The sequence below is a fragment of the Streptomyces sp. WI03-4A genome (genome assembly GCF_033792105.1).
Classification (GTDB): Bacteria; Actinomycetota; Actinomycetes; order Streptomycetales; family Streptomycetaceae; genus Streptomyces; species Streptomyces collinus_A.
Window position 1 is genome coordinate 235,617 of record NZ_JARAUO010000005.1, and the last position, 23,546, is coordinate 259,162.

General features: G+C 73.5%; 26 protein-coding genes. 1 reads left to right on the top strand and 25 read right to left on the bottom strand.

All coding sequences use genetic code 11. The features are described 5' to 3' along the window. Positions 1 to 84: 84 nt before the first annotated feature. The 13 genes from PV343_RS08760 to PV343_RS08820 form a co-directional block, all read right to left on the bottom strand. A complete protein-coding gene (locus tag PV343_RS08760; protein ID WP_319146230.1) occupies positions 85 to 378 on the bottom strand; it encodes a gas vesicle protein K in 294 nt (97 codons plus the stop codon). Next, positions 375 to 593 carry a gas vesicle protein gene (locus PV343_RS08765; protein WP_319146231.1) on the bottom strand — a complete coding sequence of 73 codons (219 nt, stop codon included), beginning with the start codon at positions 591 to 593 and terminating at the stop codon, positions 375 to 377. The genes PV343_RS08760 and PV343_RS08765 overlap by 4 nt, the downstream gene beginning before the upstream one ends. Then, on the bottom strand, positions 590 to 1,354 hold the full coding sequence (locus PV343_RS08770) for a GvpL/GvpF family gas vesicle protein (protein ID WP_319146232.1): 765 nt from the start codon (positions 1,352 to 1,354) through the stop codon (positions 590 to 592). The genes PV343_RS08765 and PV343_RS08770 overlap by 4 nt, the downstream gene beginning before the upstream one ends. Beyond that, positions 1,351 to 1,710: a gas vesicle protein gene (locus PV343_RS08775; protein WP_319146233.1), complete on the bottom strand. Its 360-nt coding sequence runs from the start codon at positions 1,708 to 1,710 to the stop codon at positions 1,351 to 1,353. Before PV343_RS08775 ends, PV343_RS08770 begins: the two co-directional genes overlap by 4 nt. Then, positions 1,707 to 2,960: an SRPBCC family protein gene (locus PV343_RS08780; protein WP_319146234.1), complete on the bottom strand. Its 1,254-nt coding sequence runs from the start codon at positions 2,958 to 2,960 to the stop codon at positions 1,707 to 1,709. Before PV343_RS08780 ends, PV343_RS08775 begins: the two co-directional genes overlap by 4 nt. Further along, positions 2,957 to 3,628: a DNA primase gene (locus PV343_RS08785; protein ID WP_319146235.1), complete on the bottom strand. Its 672-nt coding sequence runs from the start codon at positions 3,626 to 3,628 to the stop codon at positions 2,957 to 2,959. Before PV343_RS08785 ends, PV343_RS08780 begins: the two co-directional genes overlap by 4 nt. Then, positions 3,625 to 3,888: a gas vesicle protein GvpG gene (locus PV343_RS08790; protein ID WP_319146236.1), complete on the bottom strand. Its 264-nt coding sequence runs from the start codon at positions 3,886 to 3,888 to the stop codon at positions 3,625 to 3,627. Before PV343_RS08790 ends, PV343_RS08785 begins: the two co-directional genes overlap by 4 nt. A gap of 29 nt (positions 3,889 to 3,917) precedes the next feature. Continuing rightward, positions 3,918 to 4,688, bottom strand: coding sequence for a GvpL/GvpF family gas vesicle protein (locus PV343_RS08795; protein ID WP_319146237.1), 771 nt, complete (start codon positions 4,686 to 4,688; stop codon positions 3,918 to 3,920). Further along, a complete protein-coding gene (locus PV343_RS08800) occupies positions 4,685 to 5,116 on the bottom strand; it encodes a gas vesicle structural protein GvpA (RefSeq protein ID WP_319146238.1) in 432 nt (143 codons plus the stop codon). Before PV343_RS08800 ends, PV343_RS08795 begins: the two co-directional genes overlap by 4 nt. Positions 5,117 to 5,183: 67 nt before the next feature. Next, positions 5,184 to 5,576, bottom strand: coding sequence for a gas vesicle protein (locus tag PV343_RS08805; protein ID WP_319146239.1), 393 nt, complete (start codon positions 5,574 to 5,576; stop codon positions 5,184 to 5,186). 101 nt (positions 5,577 to 5,677) lie between these two features. Next, positions 5,678 to 7,525, bottom strand: coding sequence for a transketolase (locus tag PV343_RS08810; RefSeq protein WP_319146240.1), 1,848 nt, complete (start codon positions 7,523 to 7,525; stop codon positions 5,678 to 5,680). Continuing rightward, complete coding sequence (locus PV343_RS08815) at positions 7,522 to 8,940, bottom strand: NAD(P)/FAD-dependent oxidoreductase (RefSeq protein ID WP_319146241.1); 1,419 nt, start codon at positions 8,938 to 8,940, stop codon at positions 7,522 to 7,524. Before PV343_RS08815 ends, PV343_RS08810 begins: the two co-directional genes overlap by 4 nt. A gap of 297 nt (positions 8,941 to 9,237) precedes the next feature. After that, positions 9,238 to 9,675, bottom strand: a complete 438-nt coding sequence (locus tag PV343_RS08820) for a phage holin family protein (protein WP_319146242.1) — start codon at positions 9,673 to 9,675, stop codon at positions 9,238 to 9,240. A 94-nt stretch (positions 9,676 to 9,769) separates the two neighbouring features. On the opposite strand from PV343_RS08820, the gene PV343_RS08825 reads away from it, so the two are divergent. Further along, a complete protein-coding gene (locus tag PV343_RS08825; protein ID WP_319146243.1) occupies positions 9,770 to 10,117 on the top strand; it encodes a VOC family protein in 348 nt (115 codons plus the stop codon). 34 nt (positions 10,118 to 10,151) lie between these two features. Here the strand turns inward: PV343_RS08825 and PV343_RS08830 are convergent, their stop codons facing one another. From PV343_RS08830 to PV343_RS08885, 12 genes are all read right to left on the bottom strand, one after another. Then, a complete protein-coding gene (locus PV343_RS08830) occupies positions 10,152 to 12,113 on the bottom strand; it encodes a DUF5107 domain-containing protein (protein WP_319146244.1) in 1,962 nt (653 codons plus the stop codon). Between the two features lie 105 nt (positions 12,114 to 12,218). Then, the gene (paaE, locus tag PV343_RS08835; RefSeq protein ID WP_319146245.1) at positions 12,219 to 13,337 is read right to left on the bottom strand and encodes a 1,2-phenylacetyl-CoA epoxidase subunit PaaE; all 1,119 of its coding nucleotides are present in this window, start codon (positions 13,335 to 13,337) and stop codon (positions 12,219 to 12,221) included. Then, the gene (gene paaD / locus PV343_RS08840; protein WP_133919076.1) at positions 13,337 to 13,852 is read right to left on the bottom strand and encodes a 1,2-phenylacetyl-CoA epoxidase subunit PaaD; all 516 of its coding nucleotides are present in this window, start codon (positions 13,850 to 13,852) and stop codon (positions 13,337 to 13,339) included. The genes paaE and paaD overlap by 1 nt, the downstream gene beginning before the upstream one ends. Beyond that, complete coding sequence (gene paaC / locus PV343_RS08845; RefSeq protein ID WP_319146246.1) at positions 13,846 to 14,679, bottom strand: 1,2-phenylacetyl-CoA epoxidase subunit PaaC; 834 nt, start codon at positions 14,677 to 14,679, stop codon at positions 13,846 to 13,848. The genes paaD and paaC overlap by 7 nt, the downstream gene beginning before the upstream one ends. Positions 14,680 to 14,688: 9 nt before the next feature. Further along, entirely contained in the window at positions 14,689 to 14,991 is a 303-nt protein-coding gene (gene paaB / locus PV343_RS08850) for a 1,2-phenylacetyl-CoA epoxidase subunit PaaB (protein WP_020943186.1), read from the bottom strand. Beyond that, positions 14,988 to 16,010, bottom strand: coding sequence for a 1,2-phenylacetyl-CoA epoxidase subunit PaaA (paaA, locus tag PV343_RS08855; protein WP_319146247.1), 1,023 nt, complete (start codon positions 16,008 to 16,010; stop codon positions 14,988 to 14,990). The genes paaB and paaA overlap by 4 nt, the downstream gene beginning before the upstream one ends. A gap of 76 nt (positions 16,011 to 16,086) precedes the next feature. Further along, positions 16,087 to 16,638, bottom strand: coding sequence for a GNAT family N-acetyltransferase (locus PV343_RS08860; RefSeq protein WP_319146248.1), 552 nt, complete (start codon positions 16,636 to 16,638; stop codon positions 16,087 to 16,089). 37 nt (positions 16,639 to 16,675) lie between these two features. Then, the gene (locus PV343_RS08865) at positions 16,676 to 17,599 is read right to left on the bottom strand and encodes a S66 peptidase family protein (RefSeq protein WP_319146249.1); all 924 of its coding nucleotides are present in this window, start codon (positions 17,597 to 17,599) and stop codon (positions 16,676 to 16,678) included. After that, a complete protein-coding gene (locus PV343_RS08870) occupies positions 17,596 to 19,548 on the bottom strand; it encodes a prolyl oligopeptidase family serine peptidase (RefSeq protein ID WP_319146288.1) in 1,953 nt (650 codons plus the stop codon). Before PV343_RS08870 ends, PV343_RS08865 begins: the two co-directional genes overlap by 4 nt. 63 nt (positions 19,549 to 19,611) lie before the next feature. Next, the gene (locus PV343_RS08875) at positions 19,612 to 20,916 is read right to left on the bottom strand and encodes a M20/M25/M40 family metallo-hydrolase (RefSeq protein ID WP_319146250.1); all 1,305 of its coding nucleotides are present in this window, start codon (positions 20,914 to 20,916) and stop codon (positions 19,612 to 19,614) included. Beyond that, positions 20,909 to 21,742, bottom strand: a complete 834-nt coding sequence (locus tag PV343_RS08880) for a M55 family metallopeptidase (RefSeq protein WP_319146251.1) — start codon at positions 21,740 to 21,742, stop codon at positions 20,909 to 20,911. The genes PV343_RS08875 and PV343_RS08880 overlap by 8 nt, the downstream gene beginning before the upstream one ends. A 55-nt stretch (positions 21,743 to 21,797) precedes the next feature. Continuing rightward, a complete protein-coding gene (locus PV343_RS08885; protein WP_319146252.1) occupies positions 21,798 to 23,540 on the bottom strand; it encodes an ArnT family glycosyltransferase in 1,743 nt (580 codons plus the stop codon). Positions 23,541 to 23,546: the final 6 nt, after the last annotated feature.

A 23,546-nucleotide genomic window follows, 5' to 3' on the forward strand; every position in this document is an offset into this window, starting at 1 on the left:
CGCGTCCGACGCGTCACGCACGATCCGTCGAGCGGCCGATCCGACCGCCGTGCCCGGCTCACTCCCGGGGAAGCGGCGCCCGGCTCACTCCCGGGGAAGCAGCGGGCCGAGCGGTCCGAGGTCCAGGTTCAGATCCTCGGGCCGCAGGCCGTAGCGGTCCCGCAGCTCCGCCATGCGCTCCTCCAGCAGCATCAGCGTGAGCCCGATCCGCTCCTCCTGCTCCTCGGTCAGGTCGCCGGTGTCGAAGCGGCGCACCGCCTGCCGTTCCATCAGCTGGCGCAGCAGCTCCACCACGGTCAGGACCAGTTTCACCAGGTCCCGCTCGATCGTGTCGGGCTCCAGGTCCAGCCGGTTGCGCGAGGCGCGGTGGGTCGTCATCGGGGCTCCTCCAGGCGCGGCCGGGCCGCGGGCAGCAGCTCGAACGGCGAGGGGACCGTCTCGTTGACGGAGCTGATCAGCGCGTTCAGGTCGATGCGGACGAGGTCGACGTCCGCGATCCGCAGCGTGATGTCGCCGGTGATCACCACGCCGCCGGCCAGCAGCCGGTCGAGCAGGTCCACCAGCGCGATCTCACGGCGCTCGACGACGGTCACCGCTCCTCCCCGCTGAACGAGTAGGCGGCCCAGGGCCCGGTGAGCTCCACGCGGACGCCGGGCACCTCGCCCTTGGTGCGGTCCACCAGTTCCACGAACTCCTCCGAGTCGGCCCGGCTCACCAGATAGGCGGCGTTGAGCACGTTCGTCCCCGGCGTGCCGGACAGCGCGGAGTTCTGCGGCGGATGCAGCCGGGCGTCCTCCGCGCGCCGGGTGAGCCGCTCGTGCAGGGTCTCGGCGAAGGTCTCGGCGGTACGCCACTTCTCCTCGTGCGCGTGCGTGGACTCACGCCGCCTGCGCAGGTAGTCCCGCCCGCTGGCGGGCCGGGCGGCGGCCGGCGCCGGGGCCTTCGCCTCCTGCGGCTCGCTCTCCACGTACACCTTGACGCCCCACTCGACCCGCCCCTCCAGCCGGTCGAGGATGCGCCGGAAGTCGTCCTCCCGGGACTCGATCATCGAGCGCACCGCGCTGTCGTCCCGGAAGACGGTGGCCAGTCGCAGCGGCACCGGGGTGGTGACCGTCGTCAGCGCGTCGATCACGCCCTGGTGGGCGCGGGCGGTGGCGGACAGCCAGTCGAGGTCCTCCAGGCGGGCCCGCAGGGACTCCTCGCCGAAGTCGTGCTCCGGGACCGTGCTGACGACCGCGACCAGCCCGTGGTGGTGCAGCAGCGCCGGCGGCGCGCCCCCGATGCCCGTGAGCTCGGCCTGCAGGGGCGCCCCGAGGGGGCGGCACACGGCGTAGACGTAGCGCAGTCCGGTCATGGGGCCTCCTCGCGCGCGTGCCCGGTCTCCAGCTCCTCCAGGCGCGCCAGCCGTTCCCTGAGCTCGGCGTTCTCCCGGGTCAGCTCGTCCCTGCGCGCGCGCGAGGAGAGGGCGGGGTCGGTCTCCCACCAGTCAATGCCCATCTCCTTGGCCTTGTCGACCGAGGCGACGATGAGCCGCAGTTTGATGGTGAGCAGTTCGATGTCGAGCAGGTTGATCCGGATGTCGCCCGCGATCACGACGCCCTTGTCGAGCACGCGTTCCAGGATGTCGGCGAGGTTGGCCCCGCCCCCGGAGCCGTAGGGCTCCGGGAAGCGGGCGGACCGCTCGGGCGGGAACCGGTTGGGGGTCGTCATCGACGGCTCCTGCCGCCCCCGGCGTACTCCGGTTCCTCCTCGTCCTCGTACTCCTCGTCCTCGTCGGCTTCGTCGGCCTCGGCGTCGTACTCCCGCTCGCCCTCCGGGGCCTCCTCGCCGTACGGCTCTTCGTCCGCCTCCTCCTCGTACTCCTCGGCCTCGGCGTCCTCGGCGTCCTCGGCGCCCTCCTCGGACGGCTCCTCCGCCTCGTCCTCGTACTCGTCGGACTCCTCGGACTCCTCGGGCTCTTCGCCCTCCTCGGACTCTTCGCCCTCCTCGGACTCTTCGCCCTCCTCGGGCTCCTGACCCTCCTCGTACTCTTCGCCCTCCTCGGGCTCCTGACCCTCCTCGGACTCCTGGGACTCCTGCTCCTCCTCGGCCACCGCGTCCTCGTGGCTCTTGACGACCTCGCCGTCGCGGATCTCACCGCGCCAGCCGTCCTCCGCCTCGCCCTTCATGCTGATGTGGCGGGAGAAGTGCTTCAGGTCGAGCCTGGCCCTGCGGCCCTGGGCGCGCCAGATGTTGCCCGTCTTCTCGAAGAGGCCGCTCGGGTAGTACTCCATGACCAGCAGCACCCGGGTGAGGTTCTCCCCCAGCGGGTGGAAGGTGACGACACCCTTGACGCTGCCCTTGGCACCCTCGGACGTCCACTGGATGCGGTAGTCCGGTATCTGTTCGGTGGTGTGCGCCTTCCAGCTGCGGCTGGACCAGAAGATCTTGGCCTGCCAGTCGGAGTCGGTGTCACTCGCGCGGCTGGCGCTCTTGACGCCCTTGGCGAAGGTCGAGAAGTCCTGGTACTGCGTCCACTGGTCGTAGGCGGTGCGCGCCGGCACGCCCACGTCGATGGACTCCATGATGACGGTGGGCTTGTTGCCCCCGCCGCCCTTTCTCTTGCCCTTGCCCCCGCCTATGTTCTTGATAGCGCCCATCACGTTGTCCTTGGCACGAGTGGCCCCGAGTTCCAAGGCGGTGCGCAGCGGGCCCTTGCCCTCGGCCAGCTTGCGCCCGCCGTCGAGGGCGAGCTTGCCCAGGCCGGGGCTCTTGCCTTCGGCTATGTCGTTGAGCTTGAGCGTGGTCTCGCCCAGCTTGCGGCCGAGGCCGGACAGCACCCGCTCGGCTTGAGCGGACAGGTACTCCTTCGCCTCGCCCTTGAGCCGGTCGGCGGCCTCACTGTGCACGAGGTCGGTGACCGGGTTGTCCTTCGCGGCGCCCGTGGCCTTGCCGGCCGCGGAGCCCGTCGCCGACGTCATCGGTCGTCACCGCCCTTCTCCTGCCGGGACCGGCCGCTGCCGGCCGAGGCCGTCTTCTTCGCGGCCGTCTTGCGGGCCGCTCCCGTCTTCTTGGCCGGTGCCTTCGCCGCGGCCTTCTTCGCGGTGGACGCGGCGGACGACTTCTTCGCCGGGGCCTTCTGGGCGGCCTTCTTGCGCGGCCGCTCCTGACGCCGGGCCCCGGAGGTGTCCTCGTCCTCGCGGTCCTCGCGGTCCTCGCGCCCGCCGCCGGAGGTGTCCTCGTCGGCGGCGGCGGCGTCGGTGTCGTCGCGCGGCTCGTCGTCGCCGCTGTCCTCCCGCGACTCCTCGTCCTCGGAGCCGCCACCGGGGGCCACCCCGGAGAGCCGGTCGCGCACGTCGGCGGTCCGGCCGTGCAGCCGGTCGGCGAGCGCGTTGATCTGCCGCTCCGCCATCGCACCGGTGGCGGCCTTGCCGACACCCCGCATGTCCTGGCGGAGCTGGTCCCCGATCTCCTTGAACTGGGGGTTGTCGCGCAGTTGCTGCTGCACCAGTTCGCCGATCGCGCGCGGCGTGAGGTTCAGCTTCTTCCCGGCCACGACGGAGCCGACCGCGAGGGCCATTTTCAGTTTCTTCGTGCGTCCCAGCAGATATCCGGCCCCTATCGCGAGGCCGAGTGCTGTTCGGTTCATGATGCCGTCCCGTCGCCTTTGGTTTCGCCGGATCGCAGGGCGTTCTCCAGCCGGTCGAGCAGCTCGTCCTCGGCCTGGTCGAACTCCTCCTCAGTGATTTCGCCCGCCTCCAGACGCTCTTCGAGGCGGGCGAGTTCGGCCCGTACGGTGGCGGGGTCGTAGTAGATCCGCTCCGCCTCTTGGACCACCTGTCTGATCGCCCACGCGCTGCCGCGCACCGGTGCGAACGGCAGCAGCAGCACCTCGCTGATCAGTCCCACGGCGTCCTCCTTCCGTTCGGGCCCGGGCGCTAGTGCGTCCCGGCGTCCACGCCCGCCTGGCTGCTCGCCGGCTCGGCCGGGCCGGGCTCGACGAAGCTGTACGGCGGGAGCGGGCCGTTGACGCGCAGGTCCAGATGGGGGTGACTGGTGCGGACCTGGTCGACGGAGGCCAGGAAGTTCTCGGCCGAGTCCCGGTCCACCAGGAACGACACGTTCAGCAGCCAGCCGCTGGACTCGGGGCCCACGCTCACGGCGGCGGCCCCCGGCGCCAGCAGGCCGTGGACCTCGGTGGCGTCCTCGCCCTCCTTGGCCTTGACGGCGGCCGCGACCATCTCGCCGAGGCGGATCTTGTCGTCGTAACTGCCGCCGCCCGCACGCCGGTTGTCCTCGGCGAGGGTGCGCAGGTCGGCGTTCTCGGCCATCACGAGGTGCAGCACGGCCTCCTCGACATGGGTGGCCTTGACGTTGTACTCGACCTTGTTGTCGAGCTCGCGCAGTCGCTCCTGGTAGTGCTCGGAGCGCTCGGTGAGCACCTGGCACACGGCGTCGTCGTCCGTGGCGACGCTGCCGAAGCGCATGGGCAGCACACAGCCGGCCGCGCCGGCCTCGGCCAGCACGTTCTGGTGGGCGAGCAGATCCCTGCGCTTGGGACGCAGGTCCTCGGGCGCGTCGCTGACCACGGCGGCCAGGTCACCCGCGGTGAGGACGCGCACCGTGCGGGCCGGCTCGCCGACGCCGGCCGTGCCTTCCGGAAGCGTGGGGTGGGACCGTGCGGTGATCCCGTAGACGTACGTGCTCACTCCTGCTCCTCCTTACGGCGTGACGTGGTCCTGCGCTGACGCGGCCGCTCCGCCTTCTCCTCGGACTGGCCCTCGTCCCGGGCCTTGCCGAAGGCGTCGGACACGGTCTGCGCGGCGCCGGACAGCGCTCCCTTGGACTTGCCCTTGGCGCCGGACTCGGTGATCTCGCCGACGAGGTCGGGCAGGCCGGGGTCCTTGTGCGGCCCGGACTCCAGGTCCAGACGGTTGCACGCCTCGGCGAAGCGCAGATAGGTGTCCACGCTGGCCACGACGACACGGACGTCGATCTTCAGGATCTCGATGCCTACCAGGGAGACACGCACGAAGGCATCGATGACGAGCCCCCTGTCGAGAACCAGTTCAAGCACGTCGTAGAGGCCGCTGCTGCCGCCTCCGCCGCCGCTCTGCTGTGCCGGTACAACGGTCATTCCGGCCGTTCCTCCTTGTGGGTGGTTGTTGCGTGGTGTACGCGATCTGTCCGTGAGGGCGGGCGGCCTAGCGGCCGCCCCTACGGGCGTCGGCCCGGCCGCGTTCGTAGCGGCGGATGCGCCGGTAACCGGTGAGCTGCCCCTCCGCGTCGAGGTCGACCTGGTAGCCGGCCATCAGGCTCATCGTGTCCGGGACCCGCTCGAGTTCGAGGACCTCGACCTCGAGCGACCATCCGTTCTCGGTCTGCTCGAAGGAGGACACCGATTCGGGTTCGAGGCCGGTGAGTTCGGCGAGCTGAGCCCGTGCCTCACGCAGGACCTCCATGGGCTTGGGCCGCGGGCTCGCGTCTCTTTCCCTCCGGGGCCGGGATTCCTCCGCTTCCTTCTTGGGCTGGGAATCGTCCGAGTTCTGGGGCTCCTGTGAACTCTGCGATCCGGATGTGTTCTTTGTGTTCGTCATGGCCACCTCTACCTGCGGGTGGCCGCTCCTCCACCTGGCCAAACATCGTGAGGGCATCGAGAGCACACCGGTCCGCGCAATCGCAGGTCAGAGGTCCGCGGTCAGCGCACGACCGCCTCCTCGACCAGCAGCTTCGCCGCGGCCGCGATACCGGCCGCGTCGATGCCCGCGGCGTGCAGCTGCTCGTCGGGCGCGGCCGAGCCCGGCATGGTGCGCACCGCGAGCCGGACCAGGCGGGGCACGGGCCGGCCGTCGCCGAACGCCTCCGCGACCGCGTCGCCGAGGCCGCCCTGCTCGTGGTGGTCCTCGACCGTCATGAGGCAGCCGGTCTCCTCGGCGGCCCGGCGCAGGGTCTCCGCGTCGACCGGCTTGACGGAGTACAGGTCGATCACGCGGACCGCGATGCCGTCCTGTTCGAGCCGGTCGGCGGCGGCCAGTGCCTGGTGCACGGTGACGCCGGCCGCGACGACGGTCAGCCGGTCGTGCTCCCCCGAGCGCAGCACCTTGCTGCCGCCGACCGGGAACTCCTCCTCCGGGCCGTAGATCACCGGGTCCTTGCCGCGCGAGGTGCGCAGGTAGCGGACGCCGTCGAGGCCGGCCATCTGCGCGACCAGCCGGGCGGTCTGGTTGGCGTCGCAGGGGTAGAGCACGGTCGAGCCGTACACGGACCGGAACATCGCCAGGTCCTCCAGGCCCATCTGCGAGGGGCCGTCCTGGCCGATCGCGACGCCCGCGTGCGAGCCGACCAGGTTGATCCCGGAGCCGCTGATCGAGGCCATGCGCACGAAGTCGTGGGCGCGGCTGAGGAAGGCCGCGAACGTCGAGGCGTACGGCACCCAGCCGCGGGTCGCCAGGCCCACGGCGGCGGCGACGAGCTGCTGCTCGGCGATGTAGCACTCGAAGAAGCGGTCGGGGTGCTCCTTGCCGAACTCCTCGGTCCGGGTGGAGTCGCCGACCTCGCCGTCGAGGGCGACGACGTCGCCGCGCGCGGTGCCGAGCGCGGCGAGCGCCGCGCCGAAGGCGTCCCGGGTGGCGACCTCGTCGCCCAGGTCGTAGCGCGGGAGCTGGACGACGTCGGTGGTGGCGGAGCGCAGCACCGCGGCCGCGGACGGTTCTCCGACGCGGACCCGCAGGTCACGGGGCCCGCCGAGCTCGGCGATGGACTCGTCGGCCTCCGGCAGCGGCTTGCCGTGCAGGCCCTCGCGGTCCTCGACGGCGGCGACGCCCTTGCCCTTGAGGGTGCGGGCGAGGATCACCGTGGGCTGGCCGGTGGTGGAGATCGCCTCGCCGTAGGCGCGGTCGATCTTGTCGACGTCGTGGCCGTCGATCTGGATGGTGTGCCAGCCGAACGCCTGGAAGCGGCGGGCGTAGGCGTCCAGGTCGTGGCCGTGCCGGGTGGGTCCGCGCTGGCCGAGCCGGTTGACGTCGACGATGGCGGTCAGGTTGTCCAGGTGCTCGTAGGAGGCGTGCTCGGCGGCCTCCCAGATCGAGCCCTCGGCCAGCTCGCTGTCACCGCACAGCACCCAGACGCGGTAGTCGGCGCGGTCCAGGCGCTTGCCGGCGAGGGCGATGCCGACGCCGACCGGCAGGCCCTGGCCGAGCGAGCCGGTGGCGGTCTCCACCCAGGGCAGCCGGCGCGGGGTGGGGTGCCCCTCCAGGCGGCTGCCGAGCTTGCGGAAGGTCAGCAGCTCGCCGTCCTCGACGGCACCGGCCGCCTTGTACGCGGAGTAGAGCAACGGCGAGGCGTGTCCCTTGGAGAGAACGAAGCGGTCGTTGGCCGGGTGCTCGGGGCGCTCGAAGTCGTAGCGCAGGTGGTGGGCGAACAGCACGGCCAGCAGGTCGGCGGCGGACATCGAGGAGGTCGGGTGCCCGGACCCCGCCGCGGCGGCGGCCCGCACGCTGTCCACGCGCAACTGCTGGCCGAGGGCGACGAGTTCGTCGGTGTTCATGTGTCTCCTTCTGCTTCTGCTTCTGGTTCTGGGGCTGGGTCGGGGTCGGGGTCTGCCTGTGTCTGCGCTTGCGCTTCTGCGCCTGCCGGGGCGGGGGCCGGGCCGCCGGCGACGGCGGGTACCCGGGGCAGTTCGGGGGACGCCGTGTCCAGCGGCACGGCCCAGGACCGCACGAGGCCGAGCTGGACGCCCTGGCGCGGGAGCACGGCGTCCAGCAGCCAGTCGGCGGCGACGCGGACGCGGTTGCCGGGGAGCGCGGCCAGGTGGTAGCCGCGGGTGACCAGGCCGGCCGGCAGGCCGGACAGCGGCACCCCCAGCGGGTTGGCGGCCGCGTGGACGCCTCCGAGGTCGACGGCGAACCCGAGGTCGCGGTGGCGGTAGGCGCGCCGGCGCCGGCCGAGTCCGAGGGCGGCGGCCACGTTCTCGCCGGCCCACCGGCCCTGCCGCCAGGCGTGCTGGGCGGTCATCGGGGTGAACGCGCCCGGGCGCTCCAGGTCCGGTACGGCCGCCGCGTCGCCGCAGGCGAACACCTCGGGGCGGCCGGGCACCTGGAGGTACGGGTCGACGATCAGCCGCCCCCGCTCCAGCGGCTGCCCGACGGCCTCGACCAGCGGATCGGGCCGGACCCCGACACACCACACCAGGGTCCGCGACGGCACGAACTCGCCGTCGGTGAGCAGCACGCCGTCATGGGTGGCCTCCTTCACCGAGGTGCCCATCCGCACGTCGACGCCGCGCGCCCGCAGCACCCGGTCGGCGGTGCGGGAGAGCCGCTCGTCCATCTCGGGCAGCACCCGGGGCGCGACGTCCAGCAGCATCCAGCGCGGCCGGGTGCCGCCGGGGAGGTGGCGGCGGGCGAGGCCGTCGGTCAGCATCTGCATCTGCGCGGCCACCTCGGTGCCGGTGTAGCCCGCTCCGACCACGACGAAGGTGCGGCGCGCGGCGCGGGTCTCGGGGTCGCCGGTGGCGGCGGCCAGCTCCACCTGGCGGGTGACGTGGTCGCGCAGGTACAGGGCCTCGGGCAGTCCGCGGAAGCCGTGCGCGTGCTCGGCGACGCCTGGGATCGGCAGCAGCTTGTTGACGCTGCCGACGGCCAGCACCAGCCGGTCGTAGCCGACGGCGCCGGTGCCGCCCTCGGGGTCGGTGTAGTGGACCGTGCGCGCGTCCAGGTCGACCCGGCCGGCCTCGCCGAGCAGCAGCCGTACCCCGGGCAGGGTGCCGGCCAGCGACACGGTGACCCGGCGGGCCTCCAGGGCCCCGGCGGCGACCTGGGGCAGCAGCGGCAGGTAGAGGAAGTAGTCGGTCGGGTTGAGCAGCGTGATGTGGGCACGGCCCCGGGTCACACGGGCGAGGGTGCGGGCAGCCCGGTACCCGGCGAAACCGGCGCCGACGATCACGACACGTGGACGACTCACGGTGCGCCTCCGGCGGTGTGGCTCCTCCGAGGTGTTCCGCGTAACCGGGGCGGGGGCACCCAAACGCCGCGGGGCTCACCCGGACGCCCGCCCGGGCCCCGCGTTTCGCCGGGTCGGCCACGGTTACCCGCCTGGGCCCGGTCGGTGTGCGGCGACGACGTGGAGGAGCACGTCGCCGCACTGAGCGCGTTCGCGGACGCGGGTTTCGACCGGGTGTACGGGACCAGATCGGCGCCTGCCGGCACGCGGTGGGGGCGCGGGATGCCCCCGCGCCCCCTCACCTGCCGTACGACGGGCTCAGGCCCGGTGGTGCGGGCCCTCGGGGTCGACGGGACGGGGCGCGGAGGGGGCCTCGGACGGCATCGGCGGGTACCGCATGCCGAGTCCTCCGCCGGGCGGGACGGTCCCCGGGGCGCCGGCGTCGGAACCCGCTCCGTGCGGATGCTTCGGGTGGGCGGCGCCGCGCAGCAGGTAGGCGAGCACGCCCAGGATCGCCGCGGTGATCAGGGCGGCCGCCCAGCCGGGCAGGCCCGCCGCGAGACCGAGGCCCAGGGCGATGGCCAGGGCACCCCCCGCGTACAGGGCGACGGCGCCCGAGGCGGCGTAGAGCATGGCCGTACGGCGCTGCTTGCGGCTCTGCTCGCGCAGTTCGTCGCGTACCGTCTCGCGTGCCACCTGTGCCAGTTCTTCGACGAGGTGCTTGTCCAGATGTTCCAGGTGATCCAAACGGTCCATACGGCGCGGGTACCCGCGGGGCACGGCGGGTAACGGCGGCGGCCACCGCCGGCGCCCCTGCGGGCCGGGCCCCGCCCCAACTAGGCTCGTGCGCATGGAGATTCTGGGCGCCTCGCTGCGCATCTGCGTCGACGACCTCGACACCGCGATCCCCTTCTACGAACGTCTCTCGGGCGGCACGGCGCTGCGGTTCGAGCGCGGCGGCGTCCAGGTCGCCGCGATCGGCTCGTTCCTGCTGATGAGCGGGCCCGAGGCGGAGCTGGAGGTGCTGCGCAAGGTGGCGGCCACGATCGCGGTGAAGGACGTGGCCGAGGCGCACCGGCTGCTGACGGGTCTGGGCGCCCGGATCATCGCGGGGCCGGTGCCGACCCCGGCGGGCCGGAACCTGCTCGCGATGCATCCGGACGGTTCGATCTTCGAGTACGTCGACCAGTCCGGCTGACGAGCCCGAGCCGGTCCGCGCCGGTCCGCGCGGGTCAGGGCGTGTCCGGCCGCATCCGGAAGTCGTGCCGGGCGGGCAGCGGCTCGTCGGTGAGCCGGGTCCACAGCCGGCCGAGCACGTCGTCCCCCTCGCGCAGGTCCGCCACCTCCAGATCCGTCCCGAAGACGGCCAGGGCGTCGGCGCGGCGGCCCTCGGCGAGCAGCAGTTCGGCCTCCAGCAGGCGGAACCGGCCGCGCCGGCGGACGGCGGGCAGCAGCCGCTCCCACACGGCGCGGGCGTCCGCCGTGCGGCGGACGCGCAGCAGCGCCTGGAGGGTCTCCCGGCCGAGCGCGGCCACGGCGGCCGTCCAGGTCTCGCCGTCGTCCCGCCGTTCGCGGCACAGGTCCTCGAATGCTTCCGCGTACCGGTCGGCGGCGCGTTCCAGGTGGCCCGACTCCTGGTCGGCGACGCCGAGGCAGCGCAGCAGCGGCCACTGCGAGGGGGCGAGCGGCAGGGCCCGTTCCCAGCTGCGGACCGCCTGGGCGCGGTCGCCTGCGTGCCACTGGGCGACGCCGAGGTGGTACTCGGTGTGCGGGGTGGCGGGGGCGGTCTCCAGCATGTCCCGCCAGTGCGGGGCGACCAGGGTCGGGTGCGGCGGGCGGACCCGGCGCGGCTCTGGCAGGGAACCGGTGCGCAGCAGTTCGGCCCAGGGCGCCTGGTCCTCGCCGAGCGTGGACTCGGGGAACGGGGTGCCGGGCAGTTTCCAGTCGGCGCGCAGCACTTCCAGCGCGCCCCAGCCGGAGCCGGTGGCCAGGCGCTCGTCGGGCTCGGTGTCGGCGTACGGCTTCCAGGCCGCGTACGCCTCCTCGACGCGGCGACGTGGCAGCACGGCGGCCAGCCGTTCCTCGGCCGTCCGGACGACCTCGGTCCACTCCCCCTCGCGGGGTGTGTCGAGCGGGCCGTAGGCCTCCAGCCAGGACACCTCGCTCTCCGGTTCCAGGCGGACGTGTTCGAGCTGGGTGCGGGCGAGTCCGGCCTGGATCTCGCAGTAGCCGCCGGTGCCGGGCTCGGTGAGCCAGTCCTGCCAGCGCCGGCCGCCCGGGCCGTGGCCCCACACGAACAGCTTGCGGCCGCGCAGCACGTCGGTGGAGGTCTGCACCAGGCCGCGGCCGTCCGCGGCCGGCGCGGCGATCCAGCGGCGTCGGCCGTCGGGGACCTCGTAGAACCAGTCGGCGGGGTAGGGGCTGTTGAGCGGATAGGTGCGGTCGATTCCGTCGTGGGCGGGGACGGGCACCCGGCGCAGCCGGCGCTCGTAGCCGAAGTGCCAGGCCTCCTCGGCGGGCGCGAGGACCCGTACGTCCTCGGGGACGGCGATGTTGGACCACCAGTAGGTGGGGACCGGGCGCTCGTGCGGGTTGCGGACGCGGACGCCGACGAGGAGGAAGTCGGAGCCGTCCGGGAGCCACAGGTCGACCTGGAAGGGCAGGTCGCGCAGCCGCTCCCACTCCCACAGGCGCAGCATCTGGCCGCCGTCGGGTGCGGCCACCCGGGCGGCGTGCAGCGGGGCGCAGGACAGGGCGGTGTGGCCGGTGGCGCCGATGTTCCACTCGATGCCGCCGGAGTACCAGGCGCCGTTGAGGGCGAAGTCGGCGGGCTGGAACACCGGGTTGCGGTAGAGGAGTTCGCGGCCGGTGGGCAGGTGGACGAGGGAGGCGACGCGGCCGCCGAGGCCGGGCAGGACGGTGGCGCGCAGCCGGTCGTTCTCGATCACCAGCGCGTCCAGGGACATCGGTTCGCGGGTTCTGCCGTACCCGTCGCGGACGCGCTCGGGCAGCAGGCTGTGCAGGGGGTCGAGGCCGAGCTGCCGGGCCATGTCCCGGGGCATGTCGTCCCGTTCCCGGTCGTCGATGCGGTGGACCTCGTCGAGGGGGCTCAGCGGCGGCAGGGGGTTGTCGGGGCCCAACCGGGCGGCGGGCAGGGTCAGTACCTCACGTCGGATCCTCGTCACGTCGACCATGGAACCCGGCGGGCGGTGAGTCGGCCAGGGGAGCTGCCGGTCAGGATTGCGCAAAGGCGGCCCCGGCCCGGGGTGCCGGGCCGGGGTGCCTGTCGGCTGTCGGCGTCAGCTGTCGAAGTCGACGGTCAGGGTGTCGGAGACGGGGTAGGACTGGCAGGTCAGCACGTAGCCCGCGTCGACCTCGGCGGGTTCGAGGGCGTAGTTGCGGCGCATGTCGGCCTTGCCCTCGGTGATGTGGGCGCGGCAGGTGCCGCAGACGCCGCCCTTGCAGGCGAAGGGCAGGTCGGGGCGGACCCGGGCGGCGGAGTCCAGGATCGTGGCCTCGCGGGAGAGCGGGGAGGTGGTGGAGCGGCCGTCCAGGACGAGGGTGACCTCGCTGACCGGGCCGTCCGCGCGGGGTTCGGCGTGCCGGACGGGGGCGACGGGTTCGTCGCCGGCGAAGAAGAGTTCCTGGTGGATCCGGTCGGCGGGGACGCCGAGCCCGGACAGCACCCGCTGGGCGTCGAGGACCATGCCGTGCGGGCCGCACAGCCACCAGTGGTCGGCCGTGGAGACGTCGACCAGGCCGTCGACGAGCGCGGCCAGCCGGTCGGCGTCCAGGCGGCCGCTGAGCAGGTCGGCCTCGCGCGGTTCGCGGGACAGGACGTGCGCGAGCTGGAAGCGGGCCGGGTACAGGTCCTTGAGGTCGGCGAGTTCGTCGGCGAACATCACCGAGTCGGTGCGGCGGTTGCCGTAGAAGAGGGTGACCCGCGAGGCCGTGTCGGCGGCGAGGACGGACTCGGCGATGGAGACCATCGGGGTGATGCCCGAGCCCGCGGCGATCAGGACGTGGTGGCCGGGCACGGTCAGGTCGGGGGTGAAGGCGCCGACGGGGCCCATCACCTCGACGGTGTCGCCCGGGGCGACCTCGTCGACCAGCCAGGAGGAGAACAGACCGCCGGGGACCACCCGTACGCCGATCCGGGGCCGGGCGCCGGCCGGGGAGCAGATCGAGTAGGAGCGGCGTTCGTCGCGGCCGTCCACCTGGCGGCGCAGGGTGAGCGACTGGCCGGGCTCGAAGGCGAACTCGTCGGCCAGTTCGGCGGGTACGTCGAAGCTCACCGCGACCGCGTCCTCGCACAGCCGCTGCACGGCCGCCACCCGCAGGGTGTGGAAGGCCGGGCGGCGGCGGGTGCGGCGCACCGGGGCGGGGGCCGCGTCGGCGGGTGCCAACAGGTCCTCCATCAGATCTCCTTGACGTACTCGAACGGTTCGCGGCAGGCGCGGCAGCGCCACAGCGCCTTGCAGGAGGTGGCGCCGAAGCGGGAGGTCTCCTCCGTGTCCGTGGCGCCGCAGCGCGGGCAGGGCACGGTACGGCGGGTCGCCGACAGGACCAGCGGCACGGGGCCGGGTGCCGGGCGCGGCGCGGGTCCGGGGGGTGCGATGCCGTGCTCGGCGAGCTTGCGGCGGCCCTCGGGGGTGATCCAGTCGGTGGTCCAGGGCGGGTCGAGGACCGTGCGCACCTCGACCCGCTCGTAGCCGGCGCCCCTGAGCCGGGCGGCCACGTCGGCGCGCATCTCGGACATGGCCGGGCAGCCGGAGTAGGTGGGGGTGAGGTCGGCGACGACCGTGCCCTCGGGGGTCACCCGCACGTCCCTGAGCACGCCGAGGTCGGCGAGGGTGAGCATGGGCAGTTCGGGGTCGGGCACCTGCTCGGCGAGGTGCCGGGCGCGCCGGGCGTCGGTGAGGGTGGTCACCATGTCGCCTCCGGGTGGGCGCGGGCCACGCTCTGCAGTTCCGCCAGCAGCGGGGCGAGGTGCTCGGTGTGGCCGCCCGCGCGGCCGGTTCCGGCCGGCGCCTCCGGTACGTCCGGCAGGGTGAGGCCGGCGGCCTCGGTGACCTGCCGCAGGACGGCGAGGACCGTCTCCTCGGCGTCGTGCGCGGCGAACAGCTCGGGCAGGTGGGGGACCACCCGGTCGAGGCCGGCCTGCATGCGCCGGTGGGACTCCTCGGTGCCGTCGCCGAGCCGGACGACCCATTCGGCGGCGTACTGCCGGTGGTAGGTCAGCTCCTTGACGCCCTTGGCGGCGACGGCGGCGAGCACCGGGTCGGCGGAGCCGGCGAGCCGCTCGAAGTGGGCCAGCCGCCAGCTCGCGAGGAGCAGCAGCCGGGCCATGGAGAACGCGAAGTCCCCGTTGGGCAGTTCGGCGAGGGTGACGTTGCGGAAGTCGTCCGCGTCACGGAAGTAGGCGTAGGCGTCCTCGTCGCGTCCGGTGCCGTCGACCTGGCCGCAGCGTGCGTACAGCAGCCGGGCCTGGCCGAGGAGGTCGAGGCCGAGGTTGGCGAGGGCGACCTCCTCCTCCAGTTCCGGGGCGCGGGTGGTCCACTCGGCCAGCCGCTGGGCGGTGACGAGGGCGTCGTCGCCGAGCGCGAGGCAGGTCGCGGCCAGTTCCACCCGGTCGACGCCCTCGGGGACGGCGGTGCTGACGCCGTGCAGCGGGTCCTCGAAGCCGGTGCCGAAGGCCCAGCGGGCGTCGCTGTCGTCGTGTCCCTCGGCCAGGGACAGGTAGACGTGGTCGTCACTCATGACCTGCTCCTAGATGTGCGGGACGTCGTCGGGGATGTCGTAGAAGGTGGGGTGGCGGTAGACCTTGTCGGCGCTCGGGTCGAAGAAGGGGTCCTTCTCGTCGCGCGTGGAGGCGGCGATGTGCTCGGAGCGCACGACCCAGATGCTGACGCCCTCGTTGCGCCGGGTGTAGAGGTCGCGGGCGTGGGTGAGGGCCATCCGGTCGTCGGCGGCGTGCAGGGAGCCGACGTGCACGTGGTTCAGTCCGCGCTTGCCCCTCACGAAGACCTCGTACAGGGGCCAACCGTCCCGCTTCGTCTGCGTCTCGCTCATGCCGCCGCACCCTTCTTCGTCCGGGCGTCCGCCCCGGTGTCCGTCCCGGCCGTGGTCCTGGCCGCCTGCTTGGCGGCGTGTGCCGCGGCCGCCTCGCGCACCCAGGCGCCTTCCTCGTGCGCGGTGCGGCGCCGTGCCACCCGCTCGTCGTTGCACGGCCCGTCGCCGCTGATCACCCGCTTGAGCTCGGACCAGTCGGGGGTGCCGAAGTCGTAGCGGCCGCTCTCCTCGTTCCAGCGCAGCTCGGGGTCGGGCAGGGTGACGCCGAGCTTCTCGGCCTGCGGCACGGTCATGTCGACGAAGCGCCTGCGCAGTTCGTCGTTGCTGTGCCGCTTGATCTTCCAGGCCATGGACTGCGCCGAGTTGGGCGAGGCGTCGTCGGGCGGGCCGAACATCATCAGTGACGGCCACCACCAGCGGTCCACCGCGTCCTGGACCATGGCGCGCTGGGCGTCGGTGCCGCGCATCATAGTCATCAGCAGTTCGTAGCCCTGCCGCTGGTGGAAGGACTCCTCCTTGCAGATGCGGACCATGGCGCGGGCGTAGGGCCCGTAGCTGCTGCGGCACAGCGGCACCTGGTTGCAGATGGCTGCGCCGTCCACGAACCAGCCGATGACGCCGACGTCGGCGAAGGACGCGGTCGGGTAGTTGAAGATCGAGGAGTACTTCTGGCGGCCCTCGATCAGCCGCTCGGTCAGGTCGGCGCGGTCGGCGCCCAGGGTCTCGGCGGCCGAGTACAGGTAGAGACCGTGGCCGGCCTCGTCCTGGACCTTGGCGAACAGGATCGCCTTGCGGCGCAGCGACGGCGCGCGGGTGATCCACTCGCCCTCCGGCTGCATGCCGATGATCTCGGAGTGCGCGTGCTGGGCGACCTGGCGGATCAGCGTCCTGCGGTAACCGTCCGGCATCCAGTCGCGCGGTTCGATGCGCTGGTCGCGCGCGATCGTGTCGTCGAAGCGCTCCTGGAGTCCGGGCGGCGCGTCGTCCGCCGAGCCGTGCCCGGCCTGCCGTGCAGTCATCCCTACCACCAATCCCAACCGACCGTTCGTTCGGTCCATGATAGGACGAGTTCCCGTCGTTTTGGAAGTGGTCCGGTCAGCCGGTGGGCCGCATCTCCGCGGTCAGCGCCCAGCGCTCGTGGTCGCGCCAGGCCCCGTCGATGTAGATCATGTCGGGCGAGAAGCCCTCCAGGCGGAAGCCGGCGCCGCGCGCCAGCGCGATGGACGCGGTGTTGCCGGGCTGCGCGTTGATCTCCAGCCGGTGCAGCCCGAGCGGCCCGAAGGCGTGGCCGATCACCAGGTCCAGGCCCTCGCGCATGAGGCCGCGGCCCGCCGCGTGCGCGAAGGCGCCGTAGCCGAGGGCGCCGGACCGGAAACCTCCCCGGACGATGTTGTTGATGTTGACGAACCCGGCGATGGCCCCGGTGTCCTTCTCGCACACCAGGAAGCCGGCCCTGGTCGGGTCCTCGATGAGCGCCGCCGCGTAGCCCGCGTAGCCCTCCTCGGAGTCCGGCGGGAACAGCCACGGCCGGTGCAGGTCCTTGCTCTCCCGGGCCCGGGCCGTGAACTCGGGCCCGTCGTCCGGGGTGAAGGGGCGGATGGCCACGCGCGGGCCCTCGGCGAGGTAGCGGGATGCGGGGTTCGGCATCCGGCCAGCCTACGCGGCCCGCGCGCGGTGCCCGCGGTCAGCGCAGCGCGGGCTCGTCCAGCGTCAACGTGCCCGCCTCGGCGTCGAGTTCGGCCGCGACCCCGAAGGGGACGGTCAGCGCGCCGTCGCAGTGCCCGAAGCCGAACTCCTCGACGACGGGGACGCCGAGCGTACCGAGGCGGTCGGCGATCACCGGCCGCAGCCGCTCGTAGGGGCCGCACCGCTCCCAGGAGCCGAGCAGCACCCCACGCACCCCGTCCAGCCACCCCGCCCGCAGGAGCTGGGTGAGGAAACGGTCCAGCGCGTACGGCTCCTCGCCCACGTCCTCCAGGCACAGCAGCCCGCCGCGCGCCGACGGACGGGCGTGCGGGGTGCCGAGCTCGGCGGCGAGCAGCGACACACAGCCGCCCAGGGTGACCCCTCGTGCCCGGCCGGGCACGAGGGCGCCGCCGCCGGAGGCGAGGGTGCGGACGGACTCCGGCGCGAGGAGGGTGGCCCGCAGATGCGTCTGGGCCCGCTCGTTCTTGACGAAGTCGATGCCCGCCGCCATCGGCCCGTGCAGCGTGGCGAGCCCGAGCCGGGTGGCGAACGCCTCGTGCAGAACGGTGAGGTCGCTGAAGCCGACGAACACCTTCGGGCCGGCCGCGCGCATCGCCTCCCAGTCCAGCAGGTCGACCATGCGCTGCGCCCCGTACCCGCCGCGGGCGCACAGCACCGCGTCCACCGACGGGTCGCACCACGCGTTCTGCAGGTCGGCGGCGCGGTCCGCGTCCGTGCCCGCCAGGTAGCCGAACTCCCCGTGCCGGTCGAGCACATGGGGGCCGGCCACCGGGTCGAGGTCCCAGCCGCGCAGCACGTCGAGGCCCGCCTGCAGGCGCTCCTCGGGCACCGGGCCGCTGGTGGCCACCACGGCCACGCGCGCACCCGGCGCCAGCCGGGCCGGCCGCGTCAGCTCCTTCACGGGCGCAGCTCCAGCTTCGGCAGGCCGGGCACGTCCAGGCCGAACACCTGCGCGTACAGGGACAGTTCGGCCTCCAGGGCGCGCACCATGGTGTCGGCCCGGCGGAATCCGTGCCCCTCCCCCTCGAAGGTGAGGTAGGCGTGCGGCACGCCCCGGCCCTCGACCGCGGCGAGGAAGCGCTCGCACTGGGCGGGCGGGCAGATCACGTCGTCCAGGCCCTGGAGCACCACGAAGGGCACCGTGAGCCGGTCGGCGCGCGCGGTGGGCGAGCGTTCGGCGTACCGGTCGGCCGCCTCCTCGCGGGGCCCGATCAGGGAGTCCAGGTACCGCGACTCGAAGTCGTGGGTCTCCCCCGGCCCCCAGGTGGCGAGGTCGAGGACGGGGTAGATGATCGTGCCGCAGGCGTAGACGTCGGTGCCGGTCAGGGAGGCGGCGGTGGTCCAGCCGCCCGCGCTGCCGCCCCGGACGGCGAGCCGGTCCGGGTCCGCGGTGCCCTCCTCGGCCAGGGCCCGCGCGACGGCCGCGCAGTCCTCGACGTCGACGACGCCCCACTGCTCGCGCAGCCGCTCCCGGTAGGCGCGGCCGTACCCGGTGGAGCCGCCGTAGTTGACCTCGACGACGCCGATGCCGCGCGAGGTGAAGTAGGCGATCTCCAGGTCCAGCACCTGCGGCACCCGGCCGGTGGGGCCGCCGTGCGCCCACACGACGTACGGCGGCAGCTCGCCGGCGGGGGCGGTACGGGCGGGGTGGTGCGGCGGGTAGACGTGCGCGTGCACCTCGCGGCCGCCGGGTCCGGCGAAGGTGCGGCTGTGCGGCTCGGGGTAGTACGCCGGGTCGACCGGGTCGCGGTGCAGGGCGCCGACGGCGCGGGCGCGCCCGCTGCGGGCGTCCAGCTCGACCACCTCGGGCGCGGTGCGCGGACCGGCGCCGACCGCGACCACCCGGTCGCCGTGGGCCGACAGCGTGCTCCCGAACTCGGTCCAGGGCCCGGCGGCGTCCACGACCTCGCCGGTCTCGGGATCCAGTATGCCGAGTACCGCCGCCCCCTTGCCGTGCACGACCGCCAGCAGCCCGTTGTCCAGCGGGGCGAACCAGCTCAGCCCCAGCTTCCACAGCGGCCCGGCGAACTCCTCCTCGCGCGGGCACAGCGGGGTGCCGTCCCGGTACAGGTTCCACCAGCCGCTGCGGTCGCTCGCGTACAGCAGGCGGCCGTCCCGGGACCACTCCACCTGGGCGACCGACTCACGCGGTCCGCCGGCGACCGTGTGGACGGTGTGCAGTGTGCCGTCGTCACCGACCTCGCCGACCAGCAGCTCCGTGCCGTCCCAGGGCATCCGGGGATGGTCCCAGGCCAGCCAGGCGGCCCGGCGGCCGTCGGGCGAGATCCGGGGCCCGGTGACGAACCGGTGCCGCTCCTCGGTGAGCTCCCGCACGGCGGACCGGTCGCCGGCGGCCGAGCCGTCCAGCGGGACGGCGGCCAGGACACGCCGCACGTCGCTCAGGCCCGGGCCGGTGAACTCCTCCAGGACGCACCACACCTCGCCGCGGACCATGTCCACCCGCGGTTCCGCCCAGCGCAGCCCGCCGCCCACCCCGGACACCGGGGTCAGCGGGCGCGGCTCGCCGCCGGGCTCGTACCGGTACAGCCGCTGGTCGGCGAAGTCGGTGAAGACGATCAGCGGCGCGCCGCCCTGGACCACGCCGGTCCAGGGCCGGCCGCCGTACTCGATGACCCGGCTGCGCACGTTCCACGGCGCGGGCAGCACCGAGCGCTCGGTGCCGTCGGCGGTGCGGCGCACCAGCGCCCGGCGGCCGCCCTCGGCGGGCCGGGGTTCGGTCCACCACACCTCGTCCCCGACGAAGCCGACCCACTCGGGGCCGCCGTCGTGCGCGGCGGCCAGCGCGGCGTCGACGGGCGAGGGCCACGACCCGTAGGCCGCCTCCCGCATCCCGTCCCGCGTCGCGTCCGCCATGTCCTCCCCCATCTCCTGCGCCATCTCCTCCCCCATCGCTCAGGCCGTCCGCAGGAAGCGGTCGAGGACCCGGACGCCGAAGTGCAGTGCCTCGACGGGCACCCGCTCGTCGACGCCGTGGAACAGCGCCTGGTAGTCGAGATCCTCGGGCAGCTTCAGCGGGGCGAAGCCGTAGCCGGTGATGCCGAGCCGTGAGAACTGCTTGGCGTCGGTGCCGCCGGACATGCAGTACGGCACCACGTGCCCCTCGGGCGCGAACTCCTCGACGGCCGCGCGCATCCGCGCGTACGTCGGCGAGTCCACCGGCGCCTGGAGGGCGACCTCGCGGTGGGCGAACTCCCAGTCCACGTCCGGGCCGGTGAGCCGGTCCAGGGTGGTGCGGAACTCCTCCTCGCCGCCCGGCAGGTAACGCCCGTCCACGAAGGCGACCGCCTCGCCGGGGATGACGTTCAGCTTGTAGCCGGCCTCCAGCATGGTCGGGTTGCTGCTGTTGCGGACGGTCGCCTCGACCAGCTTGGCGGCCGGGCCCAGCTTCTCCAGCAGCCGGTCCACGTCGGTGAAGTCAGGGTCGACGCCGTGGAGCGCGGCGAGTTCGGTGAGGGCGGCCCGCACGGTCGGGGTGAGCCGCAGCGGCCACTCGTGCTCGCCGATGCGGGTGACGGCGGCGGCGAGCCGGGTCACCGCGTTCTCCTTGTTGACCTTGGAGCCGTGTCCGGCGCGGCCGCGCGCGGTGAGCTTCAGCCAGCCGGTGCCGCGCTCCCCCGCCGCGATCGGGTAGAGCTGCCGGCCCGCCCCGTCGTGGAAGGTGAAGGCGCCCGACTCGCTGACGCCCTCGGTGCAGCCCTCGAACAGCCCGGGGTGCTCGTCGGCGAGGAACCCGGAGCCGTCCTCGGCGCTGGCCTCCTCGTCGGCGGTGAACGCGACGACGACGTCCCGGCGCGGCCGGATCCCCAGCCGGGCCCAGGAGCGGACGACCGCGAGGATCATCGCGTCCATGTTCTTCATGTCGACGGCGCCGCGCCCCCACACCACGCCGTCGCGGATCTCGCCCGAGAACGGGTCGACGCTCCAGTCGGCGGCCTCGGCCGGCACCACGTCCAGGTGACCGTGGACGAGCAGGGCGTCGGCGGACGGGTCGGTGCCCGCGATCCGGGCCACGACGTTGGTGCGCCCCGGGGTCCGCTCCAGCATCAGGGGCTCCAGGCCCGCACCGGCCAGCCGCTCGGCCGCGTACTCGGCGGCGGGCCGCTCCCGGCAGTCGCCGCCGCCCCGGTTGGTGGTGTCGATCCGGATCAGCCCGGAGGTGAACTCGACCACCTCGTCCAGTGCCTGCTGGTCAGCCATACTGCTCCTCCACCGCGGCCGAGACGATCGTGGTGACCGCCTTGAAGGTCCGGATTCCCTCGTACATGGTGTCGCTGGTGTACGCCACCTTCCGTTCGCCGGTGCGGGCCACGCCCGGGACGACGGTCGCCGCCATCGCCAGGTGCTCGGCGTCCAACTCGACGGAGACGGTGAACGGCCCGCCGTGCACGGGCTCGTGCCGGACGGCGAGCCGCGCGGCCTCCTTGGCCGCCGCTCGGATGTCCGCGGCGGTCCTGGCCGGCGTGCGGCAGACCGCCGCGTAGCGGGACACGTGGTCCTTGACCGCGACCTTCAGCGCCTCGGGCGCGTAGCCGAGCGCGTCCTCGCAGGCCAGGTCGTCGCCGGTGAAGAGCACCACCGGGACGCCGTACTCGGCGACGACGTGCGCGTTCAGCAGACCCTCGCTCGCCCGGACGCCGTTCAGCCACACCCCGGTGATCTGGTTCGCCAGATAGGTGTGGGCGAGGACGCCCTCCGCCCCGGCGCCCGTGTGGTAGCCGACGAAGGCGATGCCGTCGACGTCGCCGTGCTGGACGCCCTCCACCATGGACAGCGTCTTGTGCCGTCCGGTGAGCATCTCGACCCGGTCGTCGAGCCGCTCCAGGAGCAGGTTGCGCATGGACCAGTGGGCCTCGTTGACGAGCACCTGGTCGGCGCCGCCGTCGAAGAACCCGAGGGCGGCCGCGTTCACGTCCGAGGTGAACATCGAACGGCAGCGCTCCCACTGGGGCGTCCCGGGCAGGACGTCGGCCGGCCAGGTGACGCCGGTGGCGCCCTCCATGTCCGCGCTGATGAGGATCTTCATGCTGCGTCACGTTACGCGTCGCGGCCCGGACAGGCTACGACGGGGCGCCCCGTCGTCAGGGCCGGCCGGCGTCCTGCCGGACCCAGATCTCGAAGTGCCCGCCGCCGGTGGACGTCCGGTACGGCAGCGAGCTGGTCAGGCGGTAGCGGCCGGTGGTCCGCATCTCCTGGCGCACCGCCTCCTCGGCCGGGGGCAGGCCGCCGGAGTAGTCCAGCACCACCCCGTCGAAGTAGCCCTCGCGGACGGCCGCGCGGTAACCGGGGATGCCGGACAGGTGCCGGCCGTCGTGGGTCTTGTAGTCGATGAAGAAGAAGGACAGCCAGTCCTGGTAGGAGGTGCGGCGCTCGCGGCTGAGGTAGTACACCGGGCCCTCCTTCGGATCGCCGAGCCAGTGCTGCCCGGGCCGCACCGTGTAGGCGAGCTGCGGCACCAGGTAGCGGGTGTCCGGCCAGCTGCCGAAGTAGGCGGCGGACTGGCTCAGGCCGAGGGTGAGCGCGACGGCCCCGATGGCGATGGGCCACTGCGGGAACTTGAAGTGGGCGCCCATCAGCCGGGTCACGCCGACGCCCGCCATGGGGGCGGCGAAGAACAGCCCGAAGCCGATGTGCTTCTGCAGGGACGTCTCGGTCTGCAGGTGGATCTGGTAGGCGGGTGCGAGCAGCGCCGTGCCGGTGAGCAGCACGCCCAGGCAGGTGCGCCAGCGCCGGCCCGGGACCGCCCGCCGCCATCCGGGTATCTCGCTGAGCCGGGCGGTGCGGGCGTAGGTGACCGTGCCGACCACGGCGACGGCGACCAGCAGGCCCGCCCAGCGGCCGGAGTCCTCGATGATCTGCCAGGCGGGCGTGTCGCCGTGGGCGCGGGCCGTGGTGGTGCTCTGGATGGCCGTCAGGTAGCCGCTGGCCGCCAGTCCGCCGAACAGGACGCCGAGGGTGGCGGCACTGAACAGCGCGCCGCGCAGCAGGGCGCGGCGGACGTGGTGGTGCCGGTAGGCGGCCAGCACGTACAGCAGCACCAGGGTGGGCAGGAACAGCGCGGAGGCGTACTTGACGCCGACCGCGAGCGCGGCGACCAGGGCGACGGGGACCGCCAGGCTCCAGTGCCGCGGCGCGATGACGACCAGCAGCCAGGCGGTGACGGCCAGCAGGCAGACGGCCATCGCGTCGTAGGTGGCGAAGTGGCCGAGGAAGAGCGTTGGCATGGAGACGGCGAACAGGACGGCGGCGCTCAGTCCGGCGCGCTCGTTGAACAGCCGCCGGGTCAGGCCGTACAGGCAGGAGGTGGCCGTCAGCATGAACAGCAGGCTGAGCGCGCGGACGCCGGCGAGGCCGAACACGGAGTCCACGGCGGCCGCCAGCACGGGGTACAGCACGGGCGCGCCGGAGAAGTAGGTGTCGAAGCCGCCGTAGTTCGGCGCCCCGAAGAAGAGGCTGCCGATCTCCACGTGTCCGGCCCAGACGTACAGCGCCTCGTCCTCGAAGGCGGAGTTGGACAGCCGCAGCGACAGCGCGGCCTGGACGATCAGGACGACGGCGAGCATCGCCAGGCTCACCAGGCGGCGGCGCCGGCCGGTGTCGGCGGACCAGCCCATCAGGGCGGGCGGCGGCAGCGTCCACCCGGGCAGCGGCTCCTCGACGAAGGAGAACCCGGGGTCCGCCTCCGGCGGGGGCGGCGGCAGCACGCGCAGCTGCATGGTCTGCTCGTGCACCGGCAGGGCGGAGGGGTCCTGGCCGCCGTACCAGCCGTGGTCGTAGCCGTAACCGCCGTTGTTCCGCGCCTCGGGGGGCTGCGTGTGGCTCATCGTGGT

Coding starts and splice junctions, on each gene's coding strand:
- PV343_RS08760 (WP_319146230.1), bottom strand. CDS start 378: ATGACGACCCACCGCGCCTCGCGCAACCGGCTGGACCTGGAGCCCGAC.
- PV343_RS08770 (WP_319146232.1), bottom strand. CDS start 1,354: ATGACCGGACTGCGCTACGTCTACGCCGTGTGCCGCCCCCTCGGGGCG.
- PV343_RS08775 (WP_319146233.1), bottom strand. CDS start 1,710: ATGACGACCCCCAACCGGTTCCCGCCCGAGCGGTCCGCCCGCTTCCCG.
- PV343_RS08780 (WP_319146234.1), bottom strand. CDS start 2,960: ATGACGTCGGCGACGGGCTCCGCGGCCGGCAAGGCCACGGGCGCCGCG.
- PV343_RS08785 (WP_319146235.1), bottom strand. CDS start 3,628: ATGAACCGAACAGCACTCGGCCTCGCGATAGGGGCCGGATATCTGCTG.
- PV343_RS08800 (WP_319146238.1), bottom strand. CDS start 5,116: ATGACCGTTGTACCGGCACAGCAGAGCGGCGGCGGAGGCGGCAGCAGC.
- PV343_RS08805 (WP_319146239.1), bottom strand. CDS start 5,576: ATGACGAACACAAAGAACACATCCGGATCGCAGAGTTCACAGGAGCCC.
- PV343_RS08810 (WP_319146240.1), bottom strand. CDS start 7,525: ATGAACACCGACGAACTCGTCGCCCTCGGCCAGCAGTTGCGCGTGGAC.
- PV343_RS08820 (WP_319146242.1), bottom strand. CDS start 9,675: ATGGACCGTTTGGATCACCTGGAACATCTGGACAAGCACCTCGTCGAA.
- PV343_RS08825 (WP_319146243.1), top strand. CDS start 9,770: ATGGAGATTCTGGGCGCCTCGCTGCGCATCTGCGTCGACGACCTCGAC.
- PV343_RS08830 (WP_319146244.1), bottom strand. CDS start 12,113: ATGGTCGACGTGACGAGGATCCGACGTGAGGTACTGACCCTGCCCGCC.
- paaE (WP_319146245.1), bottom strand. CDS start 13,337: ATGGAGGACCTGTTGGCACCCGCCGACGCGGCCCCCGCCCCGGTGCGC.
- paaD (WP_133919076.1), bottom strand. CDS start 13,852: ATGGTGACCACCCTCACCGACGCCCGGCGCGCCCGGCACCTCGCCGAG.
- paaC (WP_319146246.1), bottom strand. CDS start 14,679: ATGAGTGACGACCACGTCTACCTGTCCCTGGCCGAGGGACACGACGAC.
- paaB (WP_020943186.1), bottom strand. CDS start 14,991: ATGAGCGAGACGCAGACGAAGCGGGACGGTTGGCCCCTGTACGAGGTC.
- paaA (WP_319146247.1), bottom strand. CDS start 16,010: ATGACTGCACGGCAGGCCGGGCACGGCTCGGCGGACGACGCGCCGCCC.
- PV343_RS08860 (WP_319146248.1), bottom strand. CDS start 16,638: ATGCCGAACCCCGCATCCCGCTACCTCGCCGAGGGCCCGCGCGTGGCC.
- PV343_RS08870 (WP_319146288.1), bottom strand. CDS start 19,548: ATGCGGGAGGCGGCCTACGGGTCGTGGCCCTCGCCCGTCGACGCCGCG.
- PV343_RS08875 (WP_319146250.1), bottom strand. CDS start 20,916: ATGGCTGACCAGCAGGCACTGGACGAGGTGGTCGAGTTCACCTCCGGG.
- PV343_RS08880 (WP_319146251.1), bottom strand. CDS start 21,742: ATGAAGATCCTCATCAGCGCGGACATGGAGGGCGCCACCGGCGTCACC.
- PV343_RS08885 (WP_319146252.1), bottom strand. CDS start 23,540: ATGAGCCACACGCAGCCCCCCGAGGCGCGGAACAACGGCGGTTACGGC.